We start from the raw sequence: 18,749 nt of genomic DNA, 5'->3' as shown, positions 1-18,749 counted from the left end.
TCCTGCCAGGGAGGGCGAGTGACAACCCTTAGCCACGAGGCGCATCGGTTCGACTGGCTGATCACCGACTTCGTGCGGAACACGCCCGGGGTCGCGCACGCGGTCGTCGTCTCCGCCGATGGTCTGTGCCTGGCGAGCTCCGAGGGCTTCCCGCCGGACCGGGCCGACCAGCTCGCCGCGGTGTCGGCCGGCCTGCTGAGCCTGACCGTGGGCGCGTCCCGCGTGTTCGAGGGCGGAGCCGTGACGCAGACCGTGGTCGAGATGCAGCGCGGCCTGCTCATCGTGATGGCGATCAGCGACGGCTCGGTGATCACCGTGCTGGCCGCGCCCGACTGCGACATGGGGCTCGTCGCCTACCAGATGACCCTGCTGGTGGACCGGGCCGGACAGGTGCTGACTCCCGCACTGCGCGCGGAGCTGCAGGCGGCAAGGACTCGGTGATGGGATGACACTGATGGGAGTGGGTCGTGTACGGCGTTGACGGGACCGGGGACGACGAGCCCCTGTTCCGTCCGTACGCGGTGACCGGCGGCCGATCCGAGCCGCGCTACCACCTGGCGATGGAGACGCTGATCTCGTCCATGTCGATCCCGGACGACGAGATGGCCCTGCTCACCCCCGAGCAGGAGGCCATCATGCAGCTCTGCCGCACGTTCCGGTCGGTCGCCGAGATCTCGGCCTTGCTCCGCGTCCCGCTGGGCGTGGCGCGGGTGCTGGTGGCGGACATGTCCGACGAAGGACTCGTCCGCCTCCACCAGCCGCGCCTCAGCCAGGGACAGCCAGACCTCAACATGCTCGAAAGGGTGCTCAGTGGACTTCGCAGGCTCTAGCGCCGGCCTCACATCGACGAAGATCGTCGTCGCGGGTGGGTTCGGCGTCGGCAAGACGACGTTCGTGGGGGCGGTCTCGGAGATCCTGCCGCTGACCACGGAGGCCGTCATGACCGACGCGTCCGCGGGCATCGACGATCTCGGCATGACCCCCAACAAGCAGACGACGACCGTCGCCATGGACTTCGGCCGGCTGTCGCTGGACCGGGACCTGATCCTCTACCTGTTCGGCACGCCGGGACAGCACCGGTTCTGGTTCATGTGGGACGACCTCGTCCGCGGCGCCATCGGCGCGGTGGTGCTGCTCGACACGCGGCGGCTGGCTGACAGCTTCCCCGCGATCGACTACTTCGAGGAGGCGAAGCTGCCGTTCGTCGTCGGCGTCAACGGCTGGGACGGGCAGTTCCCGCACTCGGAGAACGAGGTGCGCGAGGCGCTGGCCCTGCCGGCCCACGTGCCGATCGTGCGGACGGACGCGCGGAACCGCGAGTCGGTGAAGGCGACGCTGATCTCGCTGGTCGAGCACGTCGTCCGGCTGCGCGCCGCGCCCGTTTCCTAGCGCCTGGAGGGCCTGACGCGATGAGGCGAGGCGGCGCCGGCAGGTGAGCGCGCAGGCCAGGCTGAGGGCCCTGCCGTGAACGGCAGTGCTTGCCGCGCCCGGGGACGGCGTGCGGCAGCGGCATGAGCCGGGCGACGTCCGGCCGCACTCGGCAGACGTCCGGCCGACTCAGCGATGTGCCCGTCCGATGGAGGCAGGTGCGCGTCCGAGGAGGTCTCGCGCCGTGCGGGTCAGGTGAGCCTGGTCGGCGAAGCCCGCGGATGCCGCGGCTGCGGCCACCGATTCGCCGGGGAGGCCGGCGATGGCCGCGCGCAGCCGTGACCATCGCCGCAGCCGCACGAGTGGGATCCCGACGGAGGCACGGACGAGGGCGCGCATCCGGGACGGCGAAAGCCCGACATCGGCGGCGATTCCTCGGATCTGCGCGGCGGAATCGGCACGGGTGCTCTCCTGGACTGCGTGGGCCACGCGTGGATCGAGGGCGTGACCCGCTCCGGTCAGCTCGGTGAGCTCGGCCTTGGCGGCGGCGAGATCGGCCCCGGTGCCAGGGAAGCCGGCGGGACCCAGTGCCGCGAGCATCCGCCGTGCCGCGGCCCTGTCGAGGGGGATGAGCCCCAGTCCGGGACGGAGCACCCAGGGGTCGATGAAGAGGGCGGCATAGGACGACGACGCGGCACAGGTGTGGGCGAGCTGAGGGGGCACGATCACTCCAGCCGCCGCGACGGTACGGCTCCCGCCCGCCTCGGCCTCGACGTGGCCGCCGATCGGCAGGACGACCTTCCACGCCGGGTGGCAGGGGCGGGTGACGCTGCACGCGCGGGTCTCGGCGAAGAGTGTCGCTTCAGGGCTGGAGACGAAGACGAGCCGTCGATCGTTTCGTACAAGCTCCCATGCGCGGCTGGAGGCAACAATCACGACATGCACGCATTCCCCCGGCGGCCGAAGCCGCCGGTCCCCTCGGGAGGCTCTGATGGTGGACCTGGGCCGGATTCTGGACCGCTACCGGGTGGCGCGCGCCGAACAGCCGGGTGCGACCGCCGACGCGCTGCTGCGGACCGTCGTGTCACACGTGATCGCGGGCGACGGCCCGGGCGTCACCTGGGCCTACCCGCCCAGCCCCCGCCAGCACCGGATCGCGCTGGTGGCCGCCACCTCACCCGAGCCCCGCTGAGCCCCTCCCCGCTGAGCCCGCCCCGAAAAGCCGGCAGGAGCGCGCCTGACGGCCGCGGGCCCCGGACGGGGCTCAGGGCCGGGCGGAAGGCCCCGTGCGGCGGTTGATGAGGGCCTCGATGCCGTCCAGAAGGCATTCCAGGCCGAACTCGAAGGTGTGCTCCGCGCTGTAGGCGGCACCCAGCGCCTCACCCGCCGCCTGGCCCACCCGCGCGGCGGTGGGATAGCGGGCGGCGTCGCCGATCCGGCCGAGGAACGGCGCGTGCGCCGCCCACCACTGCTCGTCGGACATCCCCGTCTGGCTCTCGGCCTGCGACGCCTCCACCGCGCCGCGGGCCGTGCCGTGCACGAACCCGGTCACCAGGGTGATCACCTGGTCCATCTCCACGTCGGTCAGCCCGATGCCGTCGATCGCCCGCAGTTCGTGGTCGTACTTGGCGGTGACGTTGGGCCCCAGCACCGGCCGGCTGGTCGCGACCTGCAGCAGCCAGGGGTGGCGGCGGTAGAGCGCCCAGTTCGCGCGGGCGATGTGCGTCAGCCGTTCGCGCCAGCCGCCGGGCATGTCCTCCGGGAGGGTCTCGCCGTAGGCAGTGTCGTAGACGGTGCCGTAGACGGTGTCGAGCATGACGTCGAGCAGCTCCGGCTTGCCGGGCACGTACGTGTAGAGCGACATCGTGCCCACGCCGAGCCGCTCGGCCACGCGGCGCATGGACAGCCCGTGGAGCCCTTCGGCGTCGGCGACCTCGATCGCGGCGCGGACGATCCGGTCGACGCTGAGATCGGGCTTGCCCTTGCGGCTGGCCCGTTCGCTGGTGCGCCAGAGCAGCGCGAGACTGCGCGCCGGGTCGCCCTTGCCGCTGTACTCCATGGTCATCTTCGTACGGTACACCGTACGGCCGGCTGGGTCAGCGCGGGATCCAGTCCTTCCACACGATCTTGTTCTCGGCCACCCACCGCTCGGCGGCCTGCTGGGGCGTCAGGTCGTTGTCGACCATGTCGCCGGCCACCGCGTTCTGGTGCTCGTTGGTCCAGGAGAAGTTGCGGACCAGCTCGTAGGCCTTGCCGCCCCGCTCGGCGAACGACCGGCTGACGATCTTGTCGAGGAGGTAGGGCGGATAGTCGCAGGCGACCTTCGCCGGTTGCGCGTCGCAGCCTATGGCGTACGGCGGCAGGTTGATCTTGACGAGTTTGATCTTCGCGAACAGCCACTGCGGGTCGTAGAAATACATCAGCAGCGGTTCGCGGTTCTTGGTCGCCTCCCGCGCGGCTTTGATCAACGCCGCCTCGCTGCCGGAGTAGACGACCTTGTAATTGAGGCCGAGATTCTTGACGAGAGTCTCGTCGTTGGTCACGAACGTCGGGTCGCCGGCAAGGAACTGGCCGGCCTGCCCGGACTTGTCGGTCCGGAACAGCGGCGCGTACTTATTCAGGGTGCGCCAGTCGGTGATGTCCGGATACTTCTTGACCATCCATTCGGGGACATACCAGCCGATCACGCCTTTGTTCCCGGTGAGACCCGCCGAGAGCGCGACCTTCTTCTCCTCGATGAACTTCTTCTTCAGGTCGGCACGGCCCCAGTTCTCGACGATGACGTCCACCTCGCCGGTCTCGAGGTCCGCCCAGGAGTCCTCCTCCTTCATCTCCCGCGTGCGCACCTCGTAACCGAGCCGGCGCTCCAGCAGGTGGGCCAGCACGGCGGCCTGGGCCGCGTAGCCGTCCCAGGCGTGCACGTCGATCTTGACCACTTTCGTGGCCTGGGGGATGGGCGCGGGCTCCTCGCCGGAACACGCCGTCAGCATCAGGACCGCCGCGAGCGGCGCCAGGAGTGTCTTTCGCATGGGGATCTCCGGGTGCCGGGCCCCGCCGCGGCGGAGCCCGGTCGAGGGGGGTTACGTCGGGATCCAGGCCTGCCACTTGGCGGGGTTGGCCTCGATCCACTTCTTCGCGGCCTGCTCACCGGTCATGCCGTTGTTGGTCATGTCGTCGGCGACCGCGTTCTGGTCCTCGTTGCTCCAGCTGAAGTTCTTCACCAGCTCGTAGGCCTTGCCGCCGGACTGCGCGAACTTCGTGCTCACGATCTTGTCGAGGTCCATCTCCGCGTAGTCGCAGGCTACCTTCTTGGGGTCGGCGTCGCAGCCCTCGGTGTACGGCGGCAGGTTGACCCTGACCAGCTCGGTCTTGCTGAAGAGCCAGTGCGGGTCCCAGAAGTAGAACAGCAGCGGCTCCCGCTGCGCCTGCGCCTGCTGCGCGGCCTTGATCAGCGCCGCCTCGCTGCCGCCGGTGACCACCTTGAGGTCCAGCTTGAGGTTCTTGATCAGCGCGTCCTCGTTGCTCACGTACGACGGGTCGCCGAACAGCAACTGGCCCTTGTCGCCCGACTCCGAGGTCCTGAACAGGTGGGCGTACTTGTTGAGGTTCTTGTGGTCGGTGATGCCGGGGTGCTCGTCCGCCATCCACTTGGGGATGTACCAGCCGATGACGCCCTTGTTGCCCGTCGAGCCGGCCTCCTGGGCGACCTTCTTCTCCTCGATGAACTTCTTCTTCAGGTCGGGATGGCCCCAGTTCTCGACGATGACGTCCACGTCGCCGGTCTCGAAACCCTCCCAGGCGAGCTGCTCCTTGATCTCCGGTAGCTCGACGGTGTACCCCAGCTCGTTCCTCAGCAGGTAGGCCAGCACGTTGGCGCTCGCCTCGTACCCCACCCAGGGGTTGACCGCGATCTTCACGGTGCCGCCTCCCGACGCGCTCGCGGCGGGTCGCGAGGCGGCGGACGTGGGCGTGTCCGCCACCTTGGCGCCACCGCATCCCGCGGCGAGTCCGAGCACGAGCAGGCCTGCGAGCAGGCGAATCTTCATGGAGACATCCTTCGGTGGGGGGACGGGCGGCTGTCGGCGCCCTGCGTGATGCGGTCGAGCATGATCCCGAGCAGCACGATCGCCACTCCGGCGGCGAAGCCCATGCCGAAGTCGGTGCGCTGGGAGAACCCGGAGACCACGTCGTAGCCCAGCGCCCCGCCGCCGACGAGCGCGCCCAGGACGACCATGGCGAGGGTGAGCACGATGCCCTGGTTGGCGGCCAGCAGGATCGACTCGCGGGCCATCGGCAGTTGCACCTTGCGCAGCAACTGGCCGGGGGTGGAACCGGCGGACAGGGCGGCCTCGACGACCGCGGGCGGCACGTTCCGCACGCCCTCCTCCACCAGCCGCACGACCGGCGGCGCCGCGTAGATCACGGAGGCGAAGATCGCGGTGAACTTGGTGGGCCCGAACAACGCCAGGGCGGGCAGCAGGTAGACGAACGACGGCATGGTCTGGGCCGCGTCGAGCAGCGGCCGCTGCACGGCGGACAGGCGCGGCGAGCGGGCCGCGGCCACGCCCAGCACCAGGCCGACGCCCAGCACGGCCAGCACGGCGACGATCACCATGGACAGCGTCACCATGCTGTGTTCCCACAGGCCCAGCAGCGCGATGGCCAGCAGGCAGCCGAGCGCCGTGAGCGCCGGCCGCGGCCCGCTCGCCCACCAGGCGGCCAGCAGGACGGCGGCGGCCACCAGCCACCACGGCGCGGAGGTGAGCAGGCCCTGCAGCGGGTTGAGCACGACCTCGCTCGTCACGTCCTTGACCGACTCGGTGACGCCGTACCAGGTGGTCTCGGCCCATCGCACCGCGTCGTTGACCGGGCCGGCCATCGGCAGCACCCAGCCGGCGGGCCAGGCGCCCGGCAGCGCGTACGCCAGCGCCAGGCCCGCCACGGCCGGCACGGCGGCGCCGGCCACGCGCGTCCACCCGCCGACCGGCCCGGCGGGCTGCCCGCCGTCGCCCGGGCGCCGCCGCGCCGCGGCCATCGTGGTCCGGTCGAGCACCACCGCCATGACGACGATCGCCAGCCCGGCGGGGAGCATGATGCCGACGTTCTGCCGCGACAGGCCGCGGATGATGTCGGAGCCCAGGCCCGGCGCGCTGATGAGGTTGGCGATGACCACCATCGACAGCGCCATCATGATGGTCTGGTTGACCGCCAGCGTCATCGTCGAGCGGGCCAGCGGCAGGTGCACCTTGCGCAGCGTCTGCCAGCGCGTCGCGCCGAGCGAGGAGGACGCCTCGACGGCGGCGGGGGAGACCTGGTCGATGGCCAGCGCCGTGATGCGGATGGCCGGCGGGATCGCGTAGATCATGGTGGCGATCGCGCCCGCCGGCGCGCCGATGTGGAAGAACAGCACCATCGGCGCCAGGTAGGCGAAGGTCGGCATGATCTGCATGACGTCCAGCACCGGGTTGAGCGCCCGGCGCAGCCGGGGCGAGCGCCCGGCCCACACGCCCAGCGGCAGGCCGGCGCCGAGCGACAGCAGCACCGCCGTGCCGACCAGGGCGAGCGTGTCGACGCTCGACTCCCACACGCCCAGCACGCCGAACGCGGCGAAGCCGGCCACGCCCAGCAGGGAGATCCGCCAGCCGCCGGCCAGCCAGCCCACGGCGCCCATGAGCCCGAGCAGGCCCGGCCAGCCGAGCGCGTGCAGCGCCCCGGCGAAGGTGACGTGGATCCAGCCGACCAGCAGGCGGACGTAGTTGACGAAGTAGAGGAAGAGCGGGTTGGAGTCCTTGCTCAGGTCCACCCACTCGCGCGCCTCGGTGATCGCCACGAACGGCGCGGCCTCGTCGTCGTGGGGCAGCGTCGCCGTGCCCCGGAAGGCGAGGTAGGCGACGGCGAACAGCACGACGACCCCGGCGGGGGCGGCCCATCTCGGCAGGTGCGGGCGGGAGGGGGTGGAGACGGCCGCGGTGCTCATGTGCCCGCCCGTGCCCGGCCGGTGTCGCGCCGGTCGGTGCCGCGCCCGTCGGTGTCGCGCCGGTCGGTGTCGTGCCGGTCGCCGTGGCCGGTGTCGGGGCCGGTGTTGGCGCCGGGGTGGGTGTCGTGGCCGGAGAGGCCTGACAGGAAGGTGAGCAGGTCGACCCGGTCCACCACCCCGGCCAGCCGGTCGCCGTCGACGACCCTGATGGGGCGCGAGGACGCCGACGCCGCGGCGATGGCGTCCTTGACCAGCGTGGCCGCGGGCAGCTCGGGGCCGTCGAGCGGCTCTCCCGGCTCGGGGTCGCGGCAGATCCAGCGCAGCGTCAGCACGTGGCTGCGCGGCACGTCGCGGACGAAGTCGGCCACGTAGTCGTCGGCGGGGGCGCCGACCAGCTCCTCGGGGGTGCCGACCTGGACGATCCGTCCGTCCCGCATGATCGCGATGCGCTCGCCCAGCTTGAGCGCCTCCGACAGGTCGTGGGTGATGAAGACCATGGTCTTGCCGACCTCGCGGTGCAGCCGGATGACCTCGGCCTGCATGTCGCGGCGGATGAGCGGGTCGAGCGCGCTGAACGGCTCGTCGAACAGCATGACCCGCGGATCGACGGCCAGCGCCCTGGCCAGGCCCACCCGCTGCTGCATGCCGCCGGACAGCTGGTCGGGGTAGGAACCGGCATGGCCGTCGAGGCCGACGAGCGACAGGATCTCCGTGGCGCGGGCGTGCCGGGCCGCCTTGGCCATGCCCTGGATCTCCAGGCCGTAGGCGACGTTGTCGATCACCCGCCGGTGCGGCAGCAGGCCGAAATGCTGGAACACCATGCTGACCTGGTGGCGCCGGATGTCGCGTAACCGGGCGGGGGAGGCCCGGCCGATGTCCTCGCCGTCGATGCTGATCCGCCCGGCCGTCGGCTCGACCAGCCGGATGAGGCACCGGACGAGGGTGGACTTGCCGCTGCCGGACAGGCCCATGACGACGAACACCTCGCCGGGCCGTACGGTGAAGCCGACGTCTCTGACGGCGGCGGTGCAGCCCGTCTTCGCCCGCAGCGCGGCGGGGTCGAGGAACCTGTCGTCGCGTTCCAGCACCCGTTCCGCTCTCGGGCCGAAGATCTTCCACAGCCCGGCGACCTCGATGGCCGCACTGTCGGGAGAATCCCCCACGCTCGCCTCCTCGTTGATCGGGGCTCAACATAGGGCCCGTATAACGCAAATCTCAATGCCGCCGCGGCGCGTCGGCCCCCTGTCACCTCCGGCGATATCGGATGGCCGTATTTATCCGCCCAGAGAGGGAGGGCAGCGGCTTTCCTCTCACGCCATCCGGCAAAGCGATCAAGAAGATGGAGCCCCAACTTTGCGGTGCGCGGGAGACGCCAGTTAACTTTTGTCACCTTTTGATCCTTGGCTGGACCGTGAGCATTGTGCTCCAATTGCCCGGACCTGTTGCATTTTTCTCCGGAGTCCCAGGCCTCCACATACGCCGATATCGGGCGAGGGGTTGCGTTCGGTGAGTACAGAAACAGACGTGCGGCAGGCGCACGGGGGGAGCTGGCGCCTGCGCAACTGGCGCGTCCGCGCCCGGCTCGTCGCCCTCATCCTCGTCCCGACCGCCGCCACCGTGCTGCTCGGCGGCGTGCAGGTGTTCGCCTCGACCGGCGCGGCGGCCGACTACGCCCGCACCAACCAGCTCGCGCGCCTGTCGGAGCGGGTGGGCGGCCTCACCCACGCGCTGTCGGCGGAACGGGCGCAGGTCGCCTGGCACATCGCCAGAGGCCGCCCCGACGACGCCGTGCGCGCCGTCCGCCAGCGCACGGCAGCGGTGGACCAGTCGATCGAGCAGGTCAGGAGCGGCGCCGACGAGTTGCGCGGCGCGGTCACCGGCCGCACCGCCGACCAGTTGGAGGCCATGGTCAGCAGGTTCGGCGACCTCGTCGCCCTGCGCGACCAGGCCCTCGACGGAGACCTGCTGCCCGCCGCGGCCGTCGACCTCTACACCACGATCCTCGGCGACCTGCTGTCCGTCCACACCGAACTGGTCAAGGGCAGCCAGGACGACGAGCTCTTCCGCCAGATCCGCATGCTCGACGCGCTGGCCAGGGCCAAGGAGAGCGTCGCGGTGCAGCAGGCCCTGGTCACCACCGTCCTGGCGGAGGGCGCCTTCGACGCCCAGCAGCTCCAGCGATTCCTCGGCGAGATCTCCCGCGAGCAGGCCGAGCGCCGCCGCTTCGCCGCCGAGGCCACCGCCGCCGAACGCCGCTTCTTCGACGAGACCGTCAACGGCCGCCCCTCCGACCGCATGCTGTTCCTGCGCGAGCTGGTGCTCATCCGGGCCACGGCCGGGCAGCCGCTGCGCGGCCTCGACCTCGCCAGACGCGACGACGCCCGCGAGTGGTCCGAGGCGGCCGGCGTGATCGTCGACGCGCTGCGCACGGTCGAGCGCCGCCAGGCGGCCGGCATCGTCGCCCGCAGCCAGGCGCTCAGCGAGACCGAGCAGCGGCGCGCCTACGTCGTCGCCGCCGCCGTGCTCGCGCTCCTCGTGGCCGTCCTGCTGATCACCACCGGCGTGGCCAGGTCGCTGGTCCGCCCGCTGCGCCGGCTGCGCGGCGAGGCACTGGAGATCGCCGGCCACCGGCTGCCGCAGTTCGTCCAGCGGCTGCGCGAGGCCCGCGACGGCGCGGTGGACGTGGACATCCAGCCGATCGGCGTCTTCTCCAGGGACGAGGTCGGCGAGGTGGCCCGCGCCTTCGACGAGGTGCACCGCGAGGCCGTACGGCTGGCGGGCGACGAGGCGAGGCTCCGCTCGAACGTCAACGCCATGTTCGTCAACCTGTCACGGCGCAGCCAGACCCTCGTCGAACGGCAGCTCACGCTGATCGAACGGCTGGAGCGCGGCGAGCGCGACGACACGAGGCTGGGCGACCTGTTCAAGCTCGACCACCTGGCCACCCGCATGCGCCGCAACAGCGAGAACCTCCTCGTCCTCGCCGGTCAGGAGGCCGCGCGCAAGTGGAGCCAGCCGGTCGAGCTGCTCGACGTGGTCCGCGCGGCGCTCGGCGAGGTGGAGAGCTACGACCGCGTGAGCGTCCAGGTGCGCTCCGAGGCGGCCATCGCCGGCCAGGCCGTGACGGACGTCGTGCACCTGCTCGCCGAGCTGGTGGAGAACGCCGTCTCGTTCTCCTCCAGCGACACCAGGGTCGTCGTCTCCAGCAACCACATCGACGGCGGCGGGCTGATGATCGCGGTGTCCGACCACGGCATCGGCATGACACCGGAGGAGCTCGCCCAGGCCAACCATCGCCTGGCGCACCCGCCCGTCGTCGACGTGTCGGTCTCCCGGCGGATGGGCCTGTTCGTGGTCGGCCGGCTGGCGCTGCGGCACAGCATCCGCGTCCAGCTCCGCCGCCAGGACGTGGGCGGGCTGACCGCCATGGTCCTGCTGCCCGAGACACTGCTCACGCCGATCCCGGGAGCGACGCCGCCCGCGGCCGCACACGGGCCCGCGGCGCACATCCCGATGCAGGTCCCGCAGGTCCCGCTGCAGGTCCCGATGCACGGCTCCGCGCCCAGGCGCGCGCCCGGTCTCGCCGAGACCGCGCCGTTCGCGCCCGTGGCGTCGGCGCCCACCCCGTCGATGCCCGGCCACGGGCACCCGTCGTTCGACGGCGTCATCCCGGGCGAGGAATCGTCCTGGTTCGCCCAGGACCACACGCACTCGGTCGAGCTACCGGTGCCCGCCCCCACCCCGCAGCCCGCCCCGCCCGCCGAGGCGCCGGACGACTTCCTGCCGATCTACGCCTCCATGGAGCCGAGCAGCTGGTTCACCAAGCAGCCGGTCGTCCCCGAACAGCGCGAGCAGACCTGGGCGACCCCGGCCGACACCGGATGGCAGGCCGCCGGCGTGGTCGGCGAGCCGCTGCGCGACGGCACCACGTCGTCCGGGCTGCCCAAGCGGACACCGAAGGCCAACCTCGTGCCCGGCTCGGCGGCCCCCGCCGCGCCGGCCCCGCCACCGCCACCGGTGTCGCCGGACCGGCTGCGCAGCAGGCTGGCCAGCTACCAGCAGGGCGTCCGCAAGGGCCGGGCCGAGCTGCAGGAGGACGAGTGAGAGGAGGCGACGTTGGCATCGTGGCATGACGGCGAGCCGGAGCCCGAGCGCAGCTCCCTGGTCCGGATGTACGCCGTCACCGGCGGGCGCACGGCGCCGCGCAACGGGCTGGCCATGGAGGCGCTCGTCTCCTCGGCGACGTCCGCCCAGCTCGGCCTGGCCTACCCCCGGGAGTACCGGGCGATCAGCGAGCTGTGCCGTCAGGTGCGGTCGGTGGCGGAGGTGTCCGCGCTGCTGGCCATCCCGCTCGGGGTGGCCAGGGTGCTGGTGGCGGACATGGAGGCCGAAGGGCTCGTCCGGGTCTACCAGCCGCAGCACGAGGCGGGCCGCCCGGACACGCGTCTGCTCGAACGGGTCCTCACCGGCCTGCGCCGCCTGTGAGCGGCCTGGTCACCCGGCCGTGGCCGACCACCAGTGGGCGGCCACCAGCTCGGCGACCAGCGTCTCGGTCAGCAGCGCGACCTCGGCGTCGTCGTCGTGCCGGTAGCGGATCGTCCCCGCGGCCCCGTCCACCTCGCCGCCGACCGCGAGCACCGTGGAGCCGCGCTGCCGCACCCAGTCCATGGCCTGCGCGTCGTAGCGGGAGCCGGGGAACAGCAGCGCGCGGTAGTCGAGCGTCTTGGTGAGGTACACGTCCACGTGCGCCCAGTCGCCCGTCTCGCACGCGTCCGCGGGGCGGCGCGGCCCCTCGCGCACCATCAGCGCCGACTGCTCCGCCGACGACAGCCGCTCGGCGGGGGCGATCGTGTAGACGCCGTGCGGCCCGTCCAGCAGCTCCAGCGCGCGGGGCAGCCAGGCGTCGCGGCGGTCCAGCAGGTCGGCGGTGGCCTCGGCGGTGCGCCGGACCAGGGCCGGCACGTCGCGGCCGGTGGCCGTGAGTCGTGACTCCAGGGCGAGCAGCAGCGCCAGCGTGTGCTGGAACGTCCGGCAGGACACCCCGCCACGCTCCTCGCCCGCGTGCAGCGGGACCACCAGGCGGGCGCCCTCGGTGACGGGGGAGCCTGGCGCGTTCGTGACCGCGGCCGTGAACGCCGGGGTGCCGGCGTAGCGGGCGGCGGCGTCGAGGGTCTCGCGGCTGCCGCCCGTCGCAGAGATCGTCACGACCAGCGTGCCGGGTGTGGCCGGGTAGGTGGCGGCGGCCGAGGCGTAGTCGGCGTGGGCGTCGATCCCGGCGGCTCGCAGCCGCAGGGCGGCGACCCCGGCGGCGTACCGGGAGCTGCCCATGCCGAGGAACAGCACTCGCTCGACCCGCGACGGGAGTCCCGTGAACGGGTCGGTCTCCTCCAGCGTCGCGGCGAGGGTGGCGAGGGTGGCGGGCTTGGCCTCCAGGTCGGCCAGGTACAGCTCGGGGTTCACGGGGTCTCCTCGGGATACCAGGTGCGCAGCACGCCCATGGGGGCGTAGCGCCAGCGGGGCAGGTGCCGGGCGGCGTAGATGAGCTCCCGGCATTCCTGCTCGATCTCGAACGGGCGGAGCAGCGACTCGTCGAGCAGGCCGGACCTGTCGCGCTCGGCCAGCCGGCTCCGGTAGGCGGCCAGCATGGCCTCGCGGGCCCGCCGCGCCCAGCCGGCCGCCGCGGCGGGCGGAGTGCCGCGTCGTCTGACGGCGACCTGGGCCACGTGCTCCAGGCTCGTGGCGAGCTGGGCGACGTCGCGGGCGGCGGGCTGGTACGGCTCCGCGCCGGTGACGGTCGGGTTGCCGTCGAAGTCGATCACGGCGTAGCCGTCGCGCCAGCGCAGGATCTGGCCCACGTGCAGGTCGCCGTGGATGCGGATGAGCGGGCTGGTGACGGGGGCGGTCAGCGGCTCCAGTTCGCGCCGGAGTGCGGCGGCCCGGCCGGCCAGCCACGCGCCGTCGTCGCCGCCGGTGAGGTCGAGCGCCTCGCGCAGCGCCCGCCCGGCCCGCTCGGCGGCCGCGTATCCGGCGGCGGGGGAGGTCTGGCCGGCGGGGGAGGTCTTCCCCGGCGCGCCGGGGAAGGTGGACAGCGCCAGGTGCAGGTCGGCGGCGAGGTGGCCGAGGTCGGCGGCGAAGGCGGTGCGGTCCGCCTCGGCCTCGTCCACGCACCACTCCCAGCCGTCCCGGGCCTGCGGCAGGTAGCCCGTCACCAGGGCCAGCAGCGTCTCGCCGGTGGGGTCCACCCGGCTCAGGGCCGCGTACGGCGGCGCCGTCTGCTCGAAGCCCACCTCGACGAGGTGGGCGAACACCTCGGGGGTGGGGTGGGGCATCGGCACCGGGGGCGTCAGCCACTTGACGACGACCCGATCACCCACGACGACCGAATAGTTTGTCTGGTCCACGTGCTTACCGAAATCGCGTTCCGCGGGCCCCCCGGGGTGGCGGCCGTTGTCGCCGTGCGAGAAGGTGGGCAGCGGACGGAACCGGCGGACGGCGAACGGGGCCGGCACCTCACCGCCGAGCGCGGCGAGAAGCGCGGCCGACGCGCCATGATCCCGCTCGGTGAGAGGGGTCTCACCCAGCGAGACCAACCGATCCCATATTGAATCTCGATTCAACAACATGACCATACTTCCAGGTGACAATGTCAGGAAAAGTCTTGCCGATGTTGATATCTGCTGCAACACTCCTGCTTTGGTCTGCAGTGCCTGATTGGTCGCGAGACCCCTCGTCCCTCGGAACAAAGAAGGAGTAGCGGCCGTGTTCCGTTCCCGGTTCACCCGTCGTCTTCCGGCCGTCGCAGCGGTGGCCGGCCTCGCACTCGCCGTCGCGGCGTGCGGTGGTGGATCGACCGACAGTGCGGAGTCGGCTCCGCGAGCAACGGCCGAACAGCTCAACCCCAACGCCGACCTGACGAAGCAGTCGATCAACATCACGGTGTGGGACGGGTACACGCCGAAGGAGCTGCCGGAGAAGGTCAAGGAGAAGCTCAAGGTCAGCGGCATGACCGTCACGCTGCACGCCACCAACGAGGAGGCGATGACCAAGCTCACCGTCGGCGGCGACAGCGGCATCGACGTGGCGTTCGTGTCCGGCCAGTACGCCCAGGCGCTCAACGAGCAGGGCCTGCTGGAGCCCATCCACGCCGAGCTGATCCCCAACCTGGCCAACCTCTACCCCGAGGCGACCCAGCTCTCCTACGACAAGGGCAACAAGTACTCCGTGCCCTACACCTGGGGCACGACCGGCATCTGCTACCGCTCCGACCTGGTCAAGGCCAAGCCGACGAGCTGGAACGACCTTCTCAAGCCGCCGGCCTGGGCCGAGAAGAAGATCACCATGATGACCACGGAGCGCTGGCTGGCCCTGCCCGCGATCAAGGCCCTCCGCTACTCGGTCAACACCGACAAGGACGAGGAGATCGCCAAGGTCAAGGAGCTGCTCCTGCAGCAGAAGCCGAAGCTGCTCGGCTACGACGACACCACCTTCGGCGAGAAGCTCAAGACCGGCGAGGCCGTCATGGTGGAGGCCTGGGACGGCTGGTGCCCGACCACGGACGAGAAGAAGAACATCGAGTTCGTCGTGCCGAAGGAGGGCAGCGACCTCTGGGTGGACACCATGGTGATCATGAAGTCCTCCAAGAACAAGGAGGCCGCGCACGCCTTCATCAACTACATCCTCGACCCCGAGATCCACAGCTGGGCCGCCGAGAACATCAACTACAAGGTGCCCAACAAGGCCGCCATGGAGAGGGTCCGGCCGCCGGAGGGCTCCCTGCTCGGCACCAAGCCGGCCGAGCTGCTCAACGGCGAGTCGATCATCGACCTCGGACAGGCCTCGACGAAGTACACGCGCCTGGCCTCCGAGGTCGCCGCGCAGTGAGATCGGCACGACACAAGCTGTGAAGGCGCAATCCGCGGCCCGGCCGGTGACCACCTCTCGGGGAGGGCGCCGGCTGGGCGCGCTCGTATTCCTCGCGCCGGGCCTGACGTACATCCTCGTGCTGGTGCTCGTGCCGCTGGCCCTGGTGCTCAGCTTCACCTTCTTCCAGCGCGGACGCTTCGGCGGCGTGATCTACGAGTTCACCACCGAGAACTTCGCCCGCGTGATGGACCCCCTCTACCTGGGGGTCGTCGGCACCTCCCTGAAGCTCGCGGCGCTGGCCACGATCCTCGCGCTGGCGCTCGGCTACCCGACGGCCTACCTGATCGCCCAGTTGCCGCGCAAGTGGAAGACGGCCGCGCTCATCGCGATCGTGCTGCCGTTCTGGACGAACTTCATCATCCGCATGTACGCCTGGATCATCCTGCTCAACGGGCCGGGCCTGGTGAACTCCGGGTTCGAGCTGTTCGGCCTCGGGCCGTACGAGTTGCTCTACAACCAGGGCGCCATCGTCGTCGGGCTGCTCTACTCCTACCTGCCGCTGATGGTGCTGCCGCTGTACGCGGCGATCGAGCGGCTGGACCCCCAGCTCCGCGAGGCGTCGGCCAACCTGGGCGCCTCCGGGTTCACCACGTTCCGCCGGGTGACGCTGCCGCTCACCCTGCCGGGCGTGCTGACCGGGTCGATGTTCGTGTTCGTGCCGAGCTTCGCCAACTTCGTGATCCCCGAGATGCTGGGCGGCGGCAAGACGCTCATGGTGGGCAACCTGATCCGCAACGAGTTCCTCAAGGCGCGCGACTGGCCGTTCGGCTCGACGCTGGCGATGGCGCTCGTCGCGGTGCTCGTCCTGCTCCTCCTCGCGCAGGCGTGGGCGGCCCGCCGTGCGTAGGCCCCGACTGCTGTACATCCCGTTCTGGGCGACGCTCGTCTTCCTGTACGCGCCGATCGCCGTGGTCGTGGCGATGTCGTTCAACTCGGGGGACTCGGCCTACACCTTCGAGGGGTTCAGCCTCAAGTGGTACGGCGTGCTGGCCGCGAACGAGCGCGTTCTGGACGGCCTGGTCAACACGCTGATCGTGGCCACCGGCTCGACCGTGCTCGCCACCGTGCTGGGCACGCTGCTGGCGGTGGGCCTGGCCAGGCACACCCGTTCCCGGACGCTCGACGCGGTGTCGCTGATGCCGGCCGTGCTGCCCGACCTGGTGCTCGCCATCGGCCTGCTGATGTTCTACGGCCTGGTGCAGTTCACCCTCGGCCTCACCTCGGTGATCCTCGGGCACGCCGTGTTCTCCATGGCGTTCGTCGCGGCGGTGGTCCGCACCCGGCTCACCGGCGCCGACCCGTCACTGGAGGAGGCCTCGCGCGACCTCGGGGCGGGGCCGGTGACCACGTTCGTGCGGGTCACGCTCCCGCAGCTCGCCCCCGGCATCGTGGCGGGCGCGCTGCTGGCGTTCACGCTCTCCCTCGACGAGTTCGTGATCGCCTTCTTCACGATCGGCAACCTGGAGCAGACCCTGCCGATCGTCATCTACTCGATGGTCCGCTTCGGGGTGGAGCCCCAGATCAACGCGCTGGGCACGCTGCTGCTCCTGGTGAGCTTCACCGCGGTGATCATCGGACAGCGCATGACCAGGATCGGTGAGGCACGTGCTCAAGATTGACGGGGTCACCCGCAGGTTCGGTGACGTCACGGCGCTCGACGGCGTCTCACTGGAGATCGGCCAGGGCGAGTTCTTCGCCCTGCTCGGCCCGTCGGGCTGCGGCAAGACGACGCTGCTGCGCATCATCGCCGGCTTCGAGACACCCGACAGCGGCACGGTGACGCTCGACGGCGACGACCTGCTCGCCGCGCCGCCCAACCGCCGGCCGATCAGCCTGATGTTCCAGTCGTACGCGCTGTTCCCGCACCTGACCGTGGCCCGGAACGTCGCCTACGGGCTGGAGCAGGAGAAGCTGCCCCGCCAGGAGATCAGGAAGCGCGTCGGCGAGGTGCTGGAGACGGTCGGGCTGGCCGAGCACGGCGACCGCAGGCCCGCCCAGTTGTCCGGCGGCCAGCGCCAGCGCGTCGCGCTCGCCCGGTCCATCGTCAAGCGGCCCCGCCTGCTGCTGCTGGACGAGCCGCTGTCCGCGCTGGACAAGAAGGTCCGCGCCGACATGCAACTGGAGCTGAAGCGGCTGCAGCACGAGGTCGGCATCACGTTCGTGGTCGTCACGCACGACCAGGAGGAGGCCATGTCGCTGGCCGACCGCATCGCCGTCTTCTCCGACGGGCGGGTGTGTCAGGTGGACGAGCCGGTCACGCTCTACGAACGGCCGCGCACGCCGTTCGTCGCGGGCTTCGTCGGCGCCAGCAACCTCTTCGAGGGCACGGCCGGCGAGGACGGCGGGCTGAGCACCGACGGCTTCGGCGTGCTGCCCGGCACCCCGCTGCCGGACGTGGCCGCCGGCGCCGACGCCCTGCTCTGCGTCCGCCCCGAGGGCGTCATCCTGACCGACGACGCCGACGCGGTGGACGACGCGGACGCCGTGGACGACGCGGACGACGCGGACGACGCGGACGCGGTGGGCGACGCCGACGGGGTGGCGGACGGCGGGGACGAGGCCGAGGCCGGCGTGCTGCGGGGCAGCGTGCTGGACGTCAGCTTCTACGGCGGCGTCTCGCACCTGTCGATCGACGTGCCCGGTCATCCCAAGCCGGTCCTGGTGGCCGTGCAGGGCGCCAGCGCCGTGCGGCCGGGCGCCAAGGTCCGGCTGGGCTGGGACGCGGCGGACGCCGTGGTGATCCCCAGGAGCCCGCGGTGAGCGGACGCCGCGCGGGCTCAGTGGACCAGGTCGTTGCCCGTCGCCGTGCGGGCGTACGACAGGATCAGCTCGGCGGCCTCCGCCGGACCGATCAGCGGGTGCCTGGCCGTGATGCGGTAGCCGTAGGCGTCCTCCAGGGCGACCAGGTTGCGCGCCAGCGTCAGCGAGTCGCCGCTCAGCCGGAAGACCCCGAGGGCCGCCCCCGTGTCCAGGATCGACTGGTACATCGACACCTGCCGGTCGTACAGCGAGGTGAGCAGGACGCCGTACACGCGGTTGCGGCCCGCCGCTCCGCCGAGCTCGTTGAGCAGCCGGACGTCTGGATCGAGCGGCCCGGTCGGCAGGCCCGACCTGATGGTCATGACGAGCTTGGCGACCGGGTCGGTGACGGTGGCGAGCCGGCGCTGCCGCTGCTCGTAGAAGCGCTCCATCCCGGAGTGCTGCGCCTCGACCAGCAGCTCGCCCAGGTCGGGGTAGTGGTAGAGCACGGCGCCCGACGTGAGCCCCGCCTCCTCGGCCACGTGCGAGAGCTGTACGCCGTCTATGCCGTGGCGGATGATGGCCCGGCGTGCCGCCTCGATCAGGTCGATGCGGCGGTCAGTGCGGCTCTTACGCTGGGCCATTCTCCCCCTTTGTTACCGCTGCGTTCAGAAGACCGTGACCATAGTGCCGCGAAGTAGCGCTTTACGCTAGATGAGTTTTTTGAATGTATCTTCAACTA

19 protein-coding genes are annotated in these 18,749 nt (G+C 71.3%); 10 read left to right on the top strand and 9 right to left on the bottom strand.

Going from position 1 to position 18,749, the window contains the following annotated elements; all coding sequences use genetic code 11:
* Window positions 1-18 precede the first annotated feature (18 nt).
* Genes ACGF0J_RS31145 through ACGF0J_RS31135 form a run of 3 tightly spaced genes read left to right on the top strand, consistent with a single transcriptional unit; the run spans window position 19 to window position 1,389 of the window.
* Window positions 19-441 (top strand): roadblock/LC7 domain-containing protein, encoded by a 423-nt coding sequence (locus ACGF0J_RS31145; RefSeq protein ID WP_113700549.1) that lies wholly within the window; start codon window positions 19-21, stop codon window positions 439-441.
* A 26-nt stretch (window positions 442-467) separates the two neighbouring features.
* Window positions 468-830, top strand: a complete 363-nt coding sequence (locus ACGF0J_RS31140; RefSeq protein WP_101790383.1) for a DUF742 domain-containing protein — start codon at window positions 468-470, stop codon at window positions 828-830.
* Window positions 811-1,389 carry an ATP/GTP-binding protein gene (locus ACGF0J_RS31135; protein WP_393151528.1) on the top strand — a complete coding sequence of 193 codons (579 nt, stop codon included), beginning with the start codon at window positions 811-813 and terminating at the stop codon, window positions 1,387-1,389. Before ACGF0J_RS31140 ends, ACGF0J_RS31135 begins: the two co-directional genes overlap by 20 nt.
* A gap of 168 nt (window positions 1,390-1,557) precedes the next feature.
* Here ACGF0J_RS31135 and ACGF0J_RS31130 read toward each other — a convergent pair whose 3' ends face one another.
* A complete protein-coding gene (locus tag ACGF0J_RS31130) occupies window positions 1,558-2,304 on the bottom strand; it encodes a helix-turn-helix domain-containing protein (RefSeq protein ID WP_393151525.1) in 747 nt (248 codons plus the stop codon).
* A gap of 55 nt (window positions 2,305-2,359) precedes the next feature.
* Here ACGF0J_RS31130 and ACGF0J_RS31125 point away from each other — a divergent pair, with 55 nt between their 5' ends.
* Entirely contained in the window at window positions 2,360-2,560 is a 201-nt protein-coding gene (locus ACGF0J_RS31125; protein WP_393151523.1) for a hypothetical protein, read from the top strand.
* Window positions 2,561-2,632: 72 nt separating this feature from the next.
* Here ACGF0J_RS31125 and ACGF0J_RS31120 read toward each other — a convergent pair whose 3' ends face one another.
* From ACGF0J_RS31120 to ACGF0J_RS31100, 5 genes are read right to left on the bottom strand one after another with little or no spacing between them, the layout of a single operon-like run.
* Complete coding sequence (locus ACGF0J_RS31120; protein ID WP_393151521.1) at window positions 2,633-3,433, bottom strand: TetR/AcrR family transcriptional regulator; 801 nt, start codon at window positions 3,431-3,433, stop codon at window positions 2,633-2,635.
* Between the two features lie 31 nt (window positions 3,434-3,464).
* Window positions 3,465-4,397, bottom strand: a complete 933-nt coding sequence (locus ACGF0J_RS31115; RefSeq protein WP_393151519.1) for an ABC transporter substrate-binding protein — start codon at window positions 4,395-4,397, stop codon at window positions 3,465-3,467.
* A 51-nt stretch (window positions 4,398-4,448) separates the two neighbouring features.
* On the bottom strand, window positions 4,449-5,414 hold the full coding sequence (locus tag ACGF0J_RS31110; RefSeq protein ID WP_393151517.1) for an ABC transporter substrate-binding protein: 966 nt from the start codon (window positions 5,412-5,414) through the stop codon (window positions 4,449-4,451).
* Window positions 5,411-7,345 (bottom strand): ABC transporter permease, encoded by a 1,935-nt coding sequence (locus tag ACGF0J_RS31105; protein ID WP_393151515.1) that lies wholly within the window; start codon window positions 7,343-7,345, stop codon window positions 5,411-5,413. Before ACGF0J_RS31105 ends, ACGF0J_RS31110 begins: the two co-directional genes overlap by 4 nt.
* Window positions 7,342-8,508: a glycine betaine/L-proline ABC transporter ATP-binding protein gene (locus ACGF0J_RS31100; protein WP_393151513.1), complete on the bottom strand. Its 1,167-nt coding sequence runs from the start codon at window positions 8,506-8,508 to the stop codon at window positions 7,342-7,344. Before ACGF0J_RS31100 ends, ACGF0J_RS31105 begins: the two co-directional genes overlap by 4 nt.
* Before the next feature lie 343 nt (window positions 8,509-8,851).
* Between ACGF0J_RS31100 and ACGF0J_RS31095 the strand changes: the two genes are divergently transcribed.
* Both ACGF0J_RS31095 and ACGF0J_RS31090 read left to right on the top strand, forming a co-directional pair.
* Window positions 8,852-11,449: a nitrate- and nitrite sensing domain-containing protein gene (locus ACGF0J_RS31095; protein WP_393151511.1), complete on the top strand. Its 2,598-nt coding sequence runs from the start codon at window positions 8,852-8,854 to the stop codon at window positions 11,447-11,449.
* A 66-nt stretch (window positions 11,450-11,515) separates the two neighbouring features.
* On the top strand, window positions 11,516-11,830 hold the full coding sequence (locus ACGF0J_RS31090; RefSeq protein WP_393151738.1) for a DUF742 domain-containing protein: 315 nt from the start codon (window positions 11,516-11,518) through the stop codon (window positions 11,828-11,830).
* A 9-nt stretch (window positions 11,831-11,839) separates the two neighbouring features.
* Here ACGF0J_RS31090 and ACGF0J_RS31085 read toward each other — a convergent pair whose 3' ends face one another.
* Together ACGF0J_RS31085 and ACGF0J_RS31080 are read right to left on the bottom strand one after the other, a co-directional pair.
* Window positions 11,840-12,805, bottom strand: coding sequence for an SIS domain-containing protein (locus ACGF0J_RS31085; RefSeq protein WP_393151509.1), 966 nt, complete (start codon window positions 12,803-12,805; stop codon window positions 11,840-11,842).
* Complete coding sequence (locus ACGF0J_RS31080) at window positions 12,802-13,935, bottom strand: hypothetical protein (RefSeq protein WP_393151507.1); 1,134 nt, start codon at window positions 13,933-13,935, stop codon at window positions 12,802-12,804. The genes ACGF0J_RS31085 and ACGF0J_RS31080 overlap by 4 nt, the downstream gene beginning before the upstream one ends.
* 169 nt (window positions 13,936-14,104) lie before the next feature.
* On the opposite strand from ACGF0J_RS31080, the gene ACGF0J_RS31075 reads away from it, so the two are divergent.
* Genes ACGF0J_RS31075 through ACGF0J_RS31060 form a run of 4 tightly spaced genes read left to right on the top strand, consistent with a single transcriptional unit; the run spans window position 14,105 to window position 18,028 of the window.
* On the top strand, window positions 14,105-15,226 hold the full coding sequence (locus ACGF0J_RS31075; RefSeq protein ID WP_393151505.1) for a spermidine/putrescine ABC transporter substrate-binding protein: 1,122 nt from the start codon (window positions 14,105-14,107) through the stop codon (window positions 15,224-15,226).
* Between the two features lie 19 nt (window positions 15,227-15,245).
* On the top strand, window positions 15,246-16,115 hold the full coding sequence (locus ACGF0J_RS31070; RefSeq protein WP_393151503.1) for an ABC transporter permease: 870 nt from the start codon (window positions 15,246-15,248) through the stop codon (window positions 16,113-16,115).
* Window positions 16,108-16,887, top strand: coding sequence for an ABC transporter permease (locus tag ACGF0J_RS31065; RefSeq protein WP_393151501.1), 780 nt, complete (start codon window positions 16,108-16,110; stop codon window positions 16,885-16,887). The genes ACGF0J_RS31070 and ACGF0J_RS31065 overlap by 8 nt, the downstream gene beginning before the upstream one ends.
* The gene (locus tag ACGF0J_RS31060) at window positions 16,874-18,028 is read left to right on the top strand and encodes an ABC transporter ATP-binding protein (RefSeq protein ID WP_393151499.1); all 1,155 of its coding nucleotides are present in this window, start codon (window positions 16,874-16,876) and stop codon (window positions 18,026-18,028) included. Before ACGF0J_RS31065 ends, ACGF0J_RS31060 begins: the two co-directional genes overlap by 14 nt.
* Window positions 18,029-18,045: 17 nt before the next feature.
* On the opposite strand, the gene ACGF0J_RS31055 is transcribed toward ACGF0J_RS31060, so the two are convergent.
* Window positions 18,046-18,651 (bottom strand): TetR/AcrR family transcriptional regulator, encoded by a 606-nt coding sequence (locus tag ACGF0J_RS31055; protein ID WP_393151497.1) that lies wholly within the window; start codon window positions 18,649-18,651, stop codon window positions 18,046-18,048.
* Between the last annotated feature and the right edge of the window lie 98 nt (window positions 18,652-18,749).

It is taken from the genome of Nonomuraea sp. NPDC047897 (assembly GCF_043204415.1).
Taxonomy (GTDB): domain Bacteria; phylum Actinomycetota; class Actinomycetes; order Streptosporangiales; family Streptosporangiaceae; genus Nonomuraea.
This window is presented reverse-complemented; position numbering and strand designations above follow the sequence as displayed.

What these genes read in the sequence shown, in the direction of transcription:
- ACGF0J_RS31125 (WP_393151523.1), top strand. Translation starts at nt 2,360, where the DNA reads ATGGTGGACCTGGGCCGGATTCTGGACCGCTACCGGGTGGCGCGCGCC.
- ACGF0J_RS31120 (WP_393151521.1), bottom strand. Translation starts at nt 3,433, where the DNA reads ATGACCATGGAGTACAGCGGCAAGGGCGACCCGGCGCGCAGTCTCGCG.
- ACGF0J_RS31115 (WP_393151519.1), bottom strand. Translation starts at nt 4,397, where the DNA reads ATGCGAAAGACACTCCTGGCGCCGCTCGCGGCGGTCCTGATGCTGACG.
- ACGF0J_RS31110 (WP_393151517.1), bottom strand. Translation starts at nt 5,414, where the DNA reads ATGAAGATTCGCCTGCTCGCAGGCCTGCTCGTGCTCGGACTCGCCGCG.
- ACGF0J_RS31105 (WP_393151515.1), bottom strand. Translation starts at nt 7,345, where the DNA reads ATGAGCACCGCGGCCGTCTCCACCCCCTCCCGCCCGCACCTGCCGAGA.
- ACGF0J_RS31090 (WP_393151738.1), top strand. Translation starts at nt 11,516, where the DNA reads ATGTACGCCGTCACCGGCGGGCGCACGGCGCCGCGCAACGGGCTGGCC.
- ACGF0J_RS31055 (WP_393151497.1), bottom strand. Translation starts at nt 18,651, where the DNA reads ATGGCCCAGCGTAAGAGCCGCACTGACCGCCGCATCGACCTGATCGAG.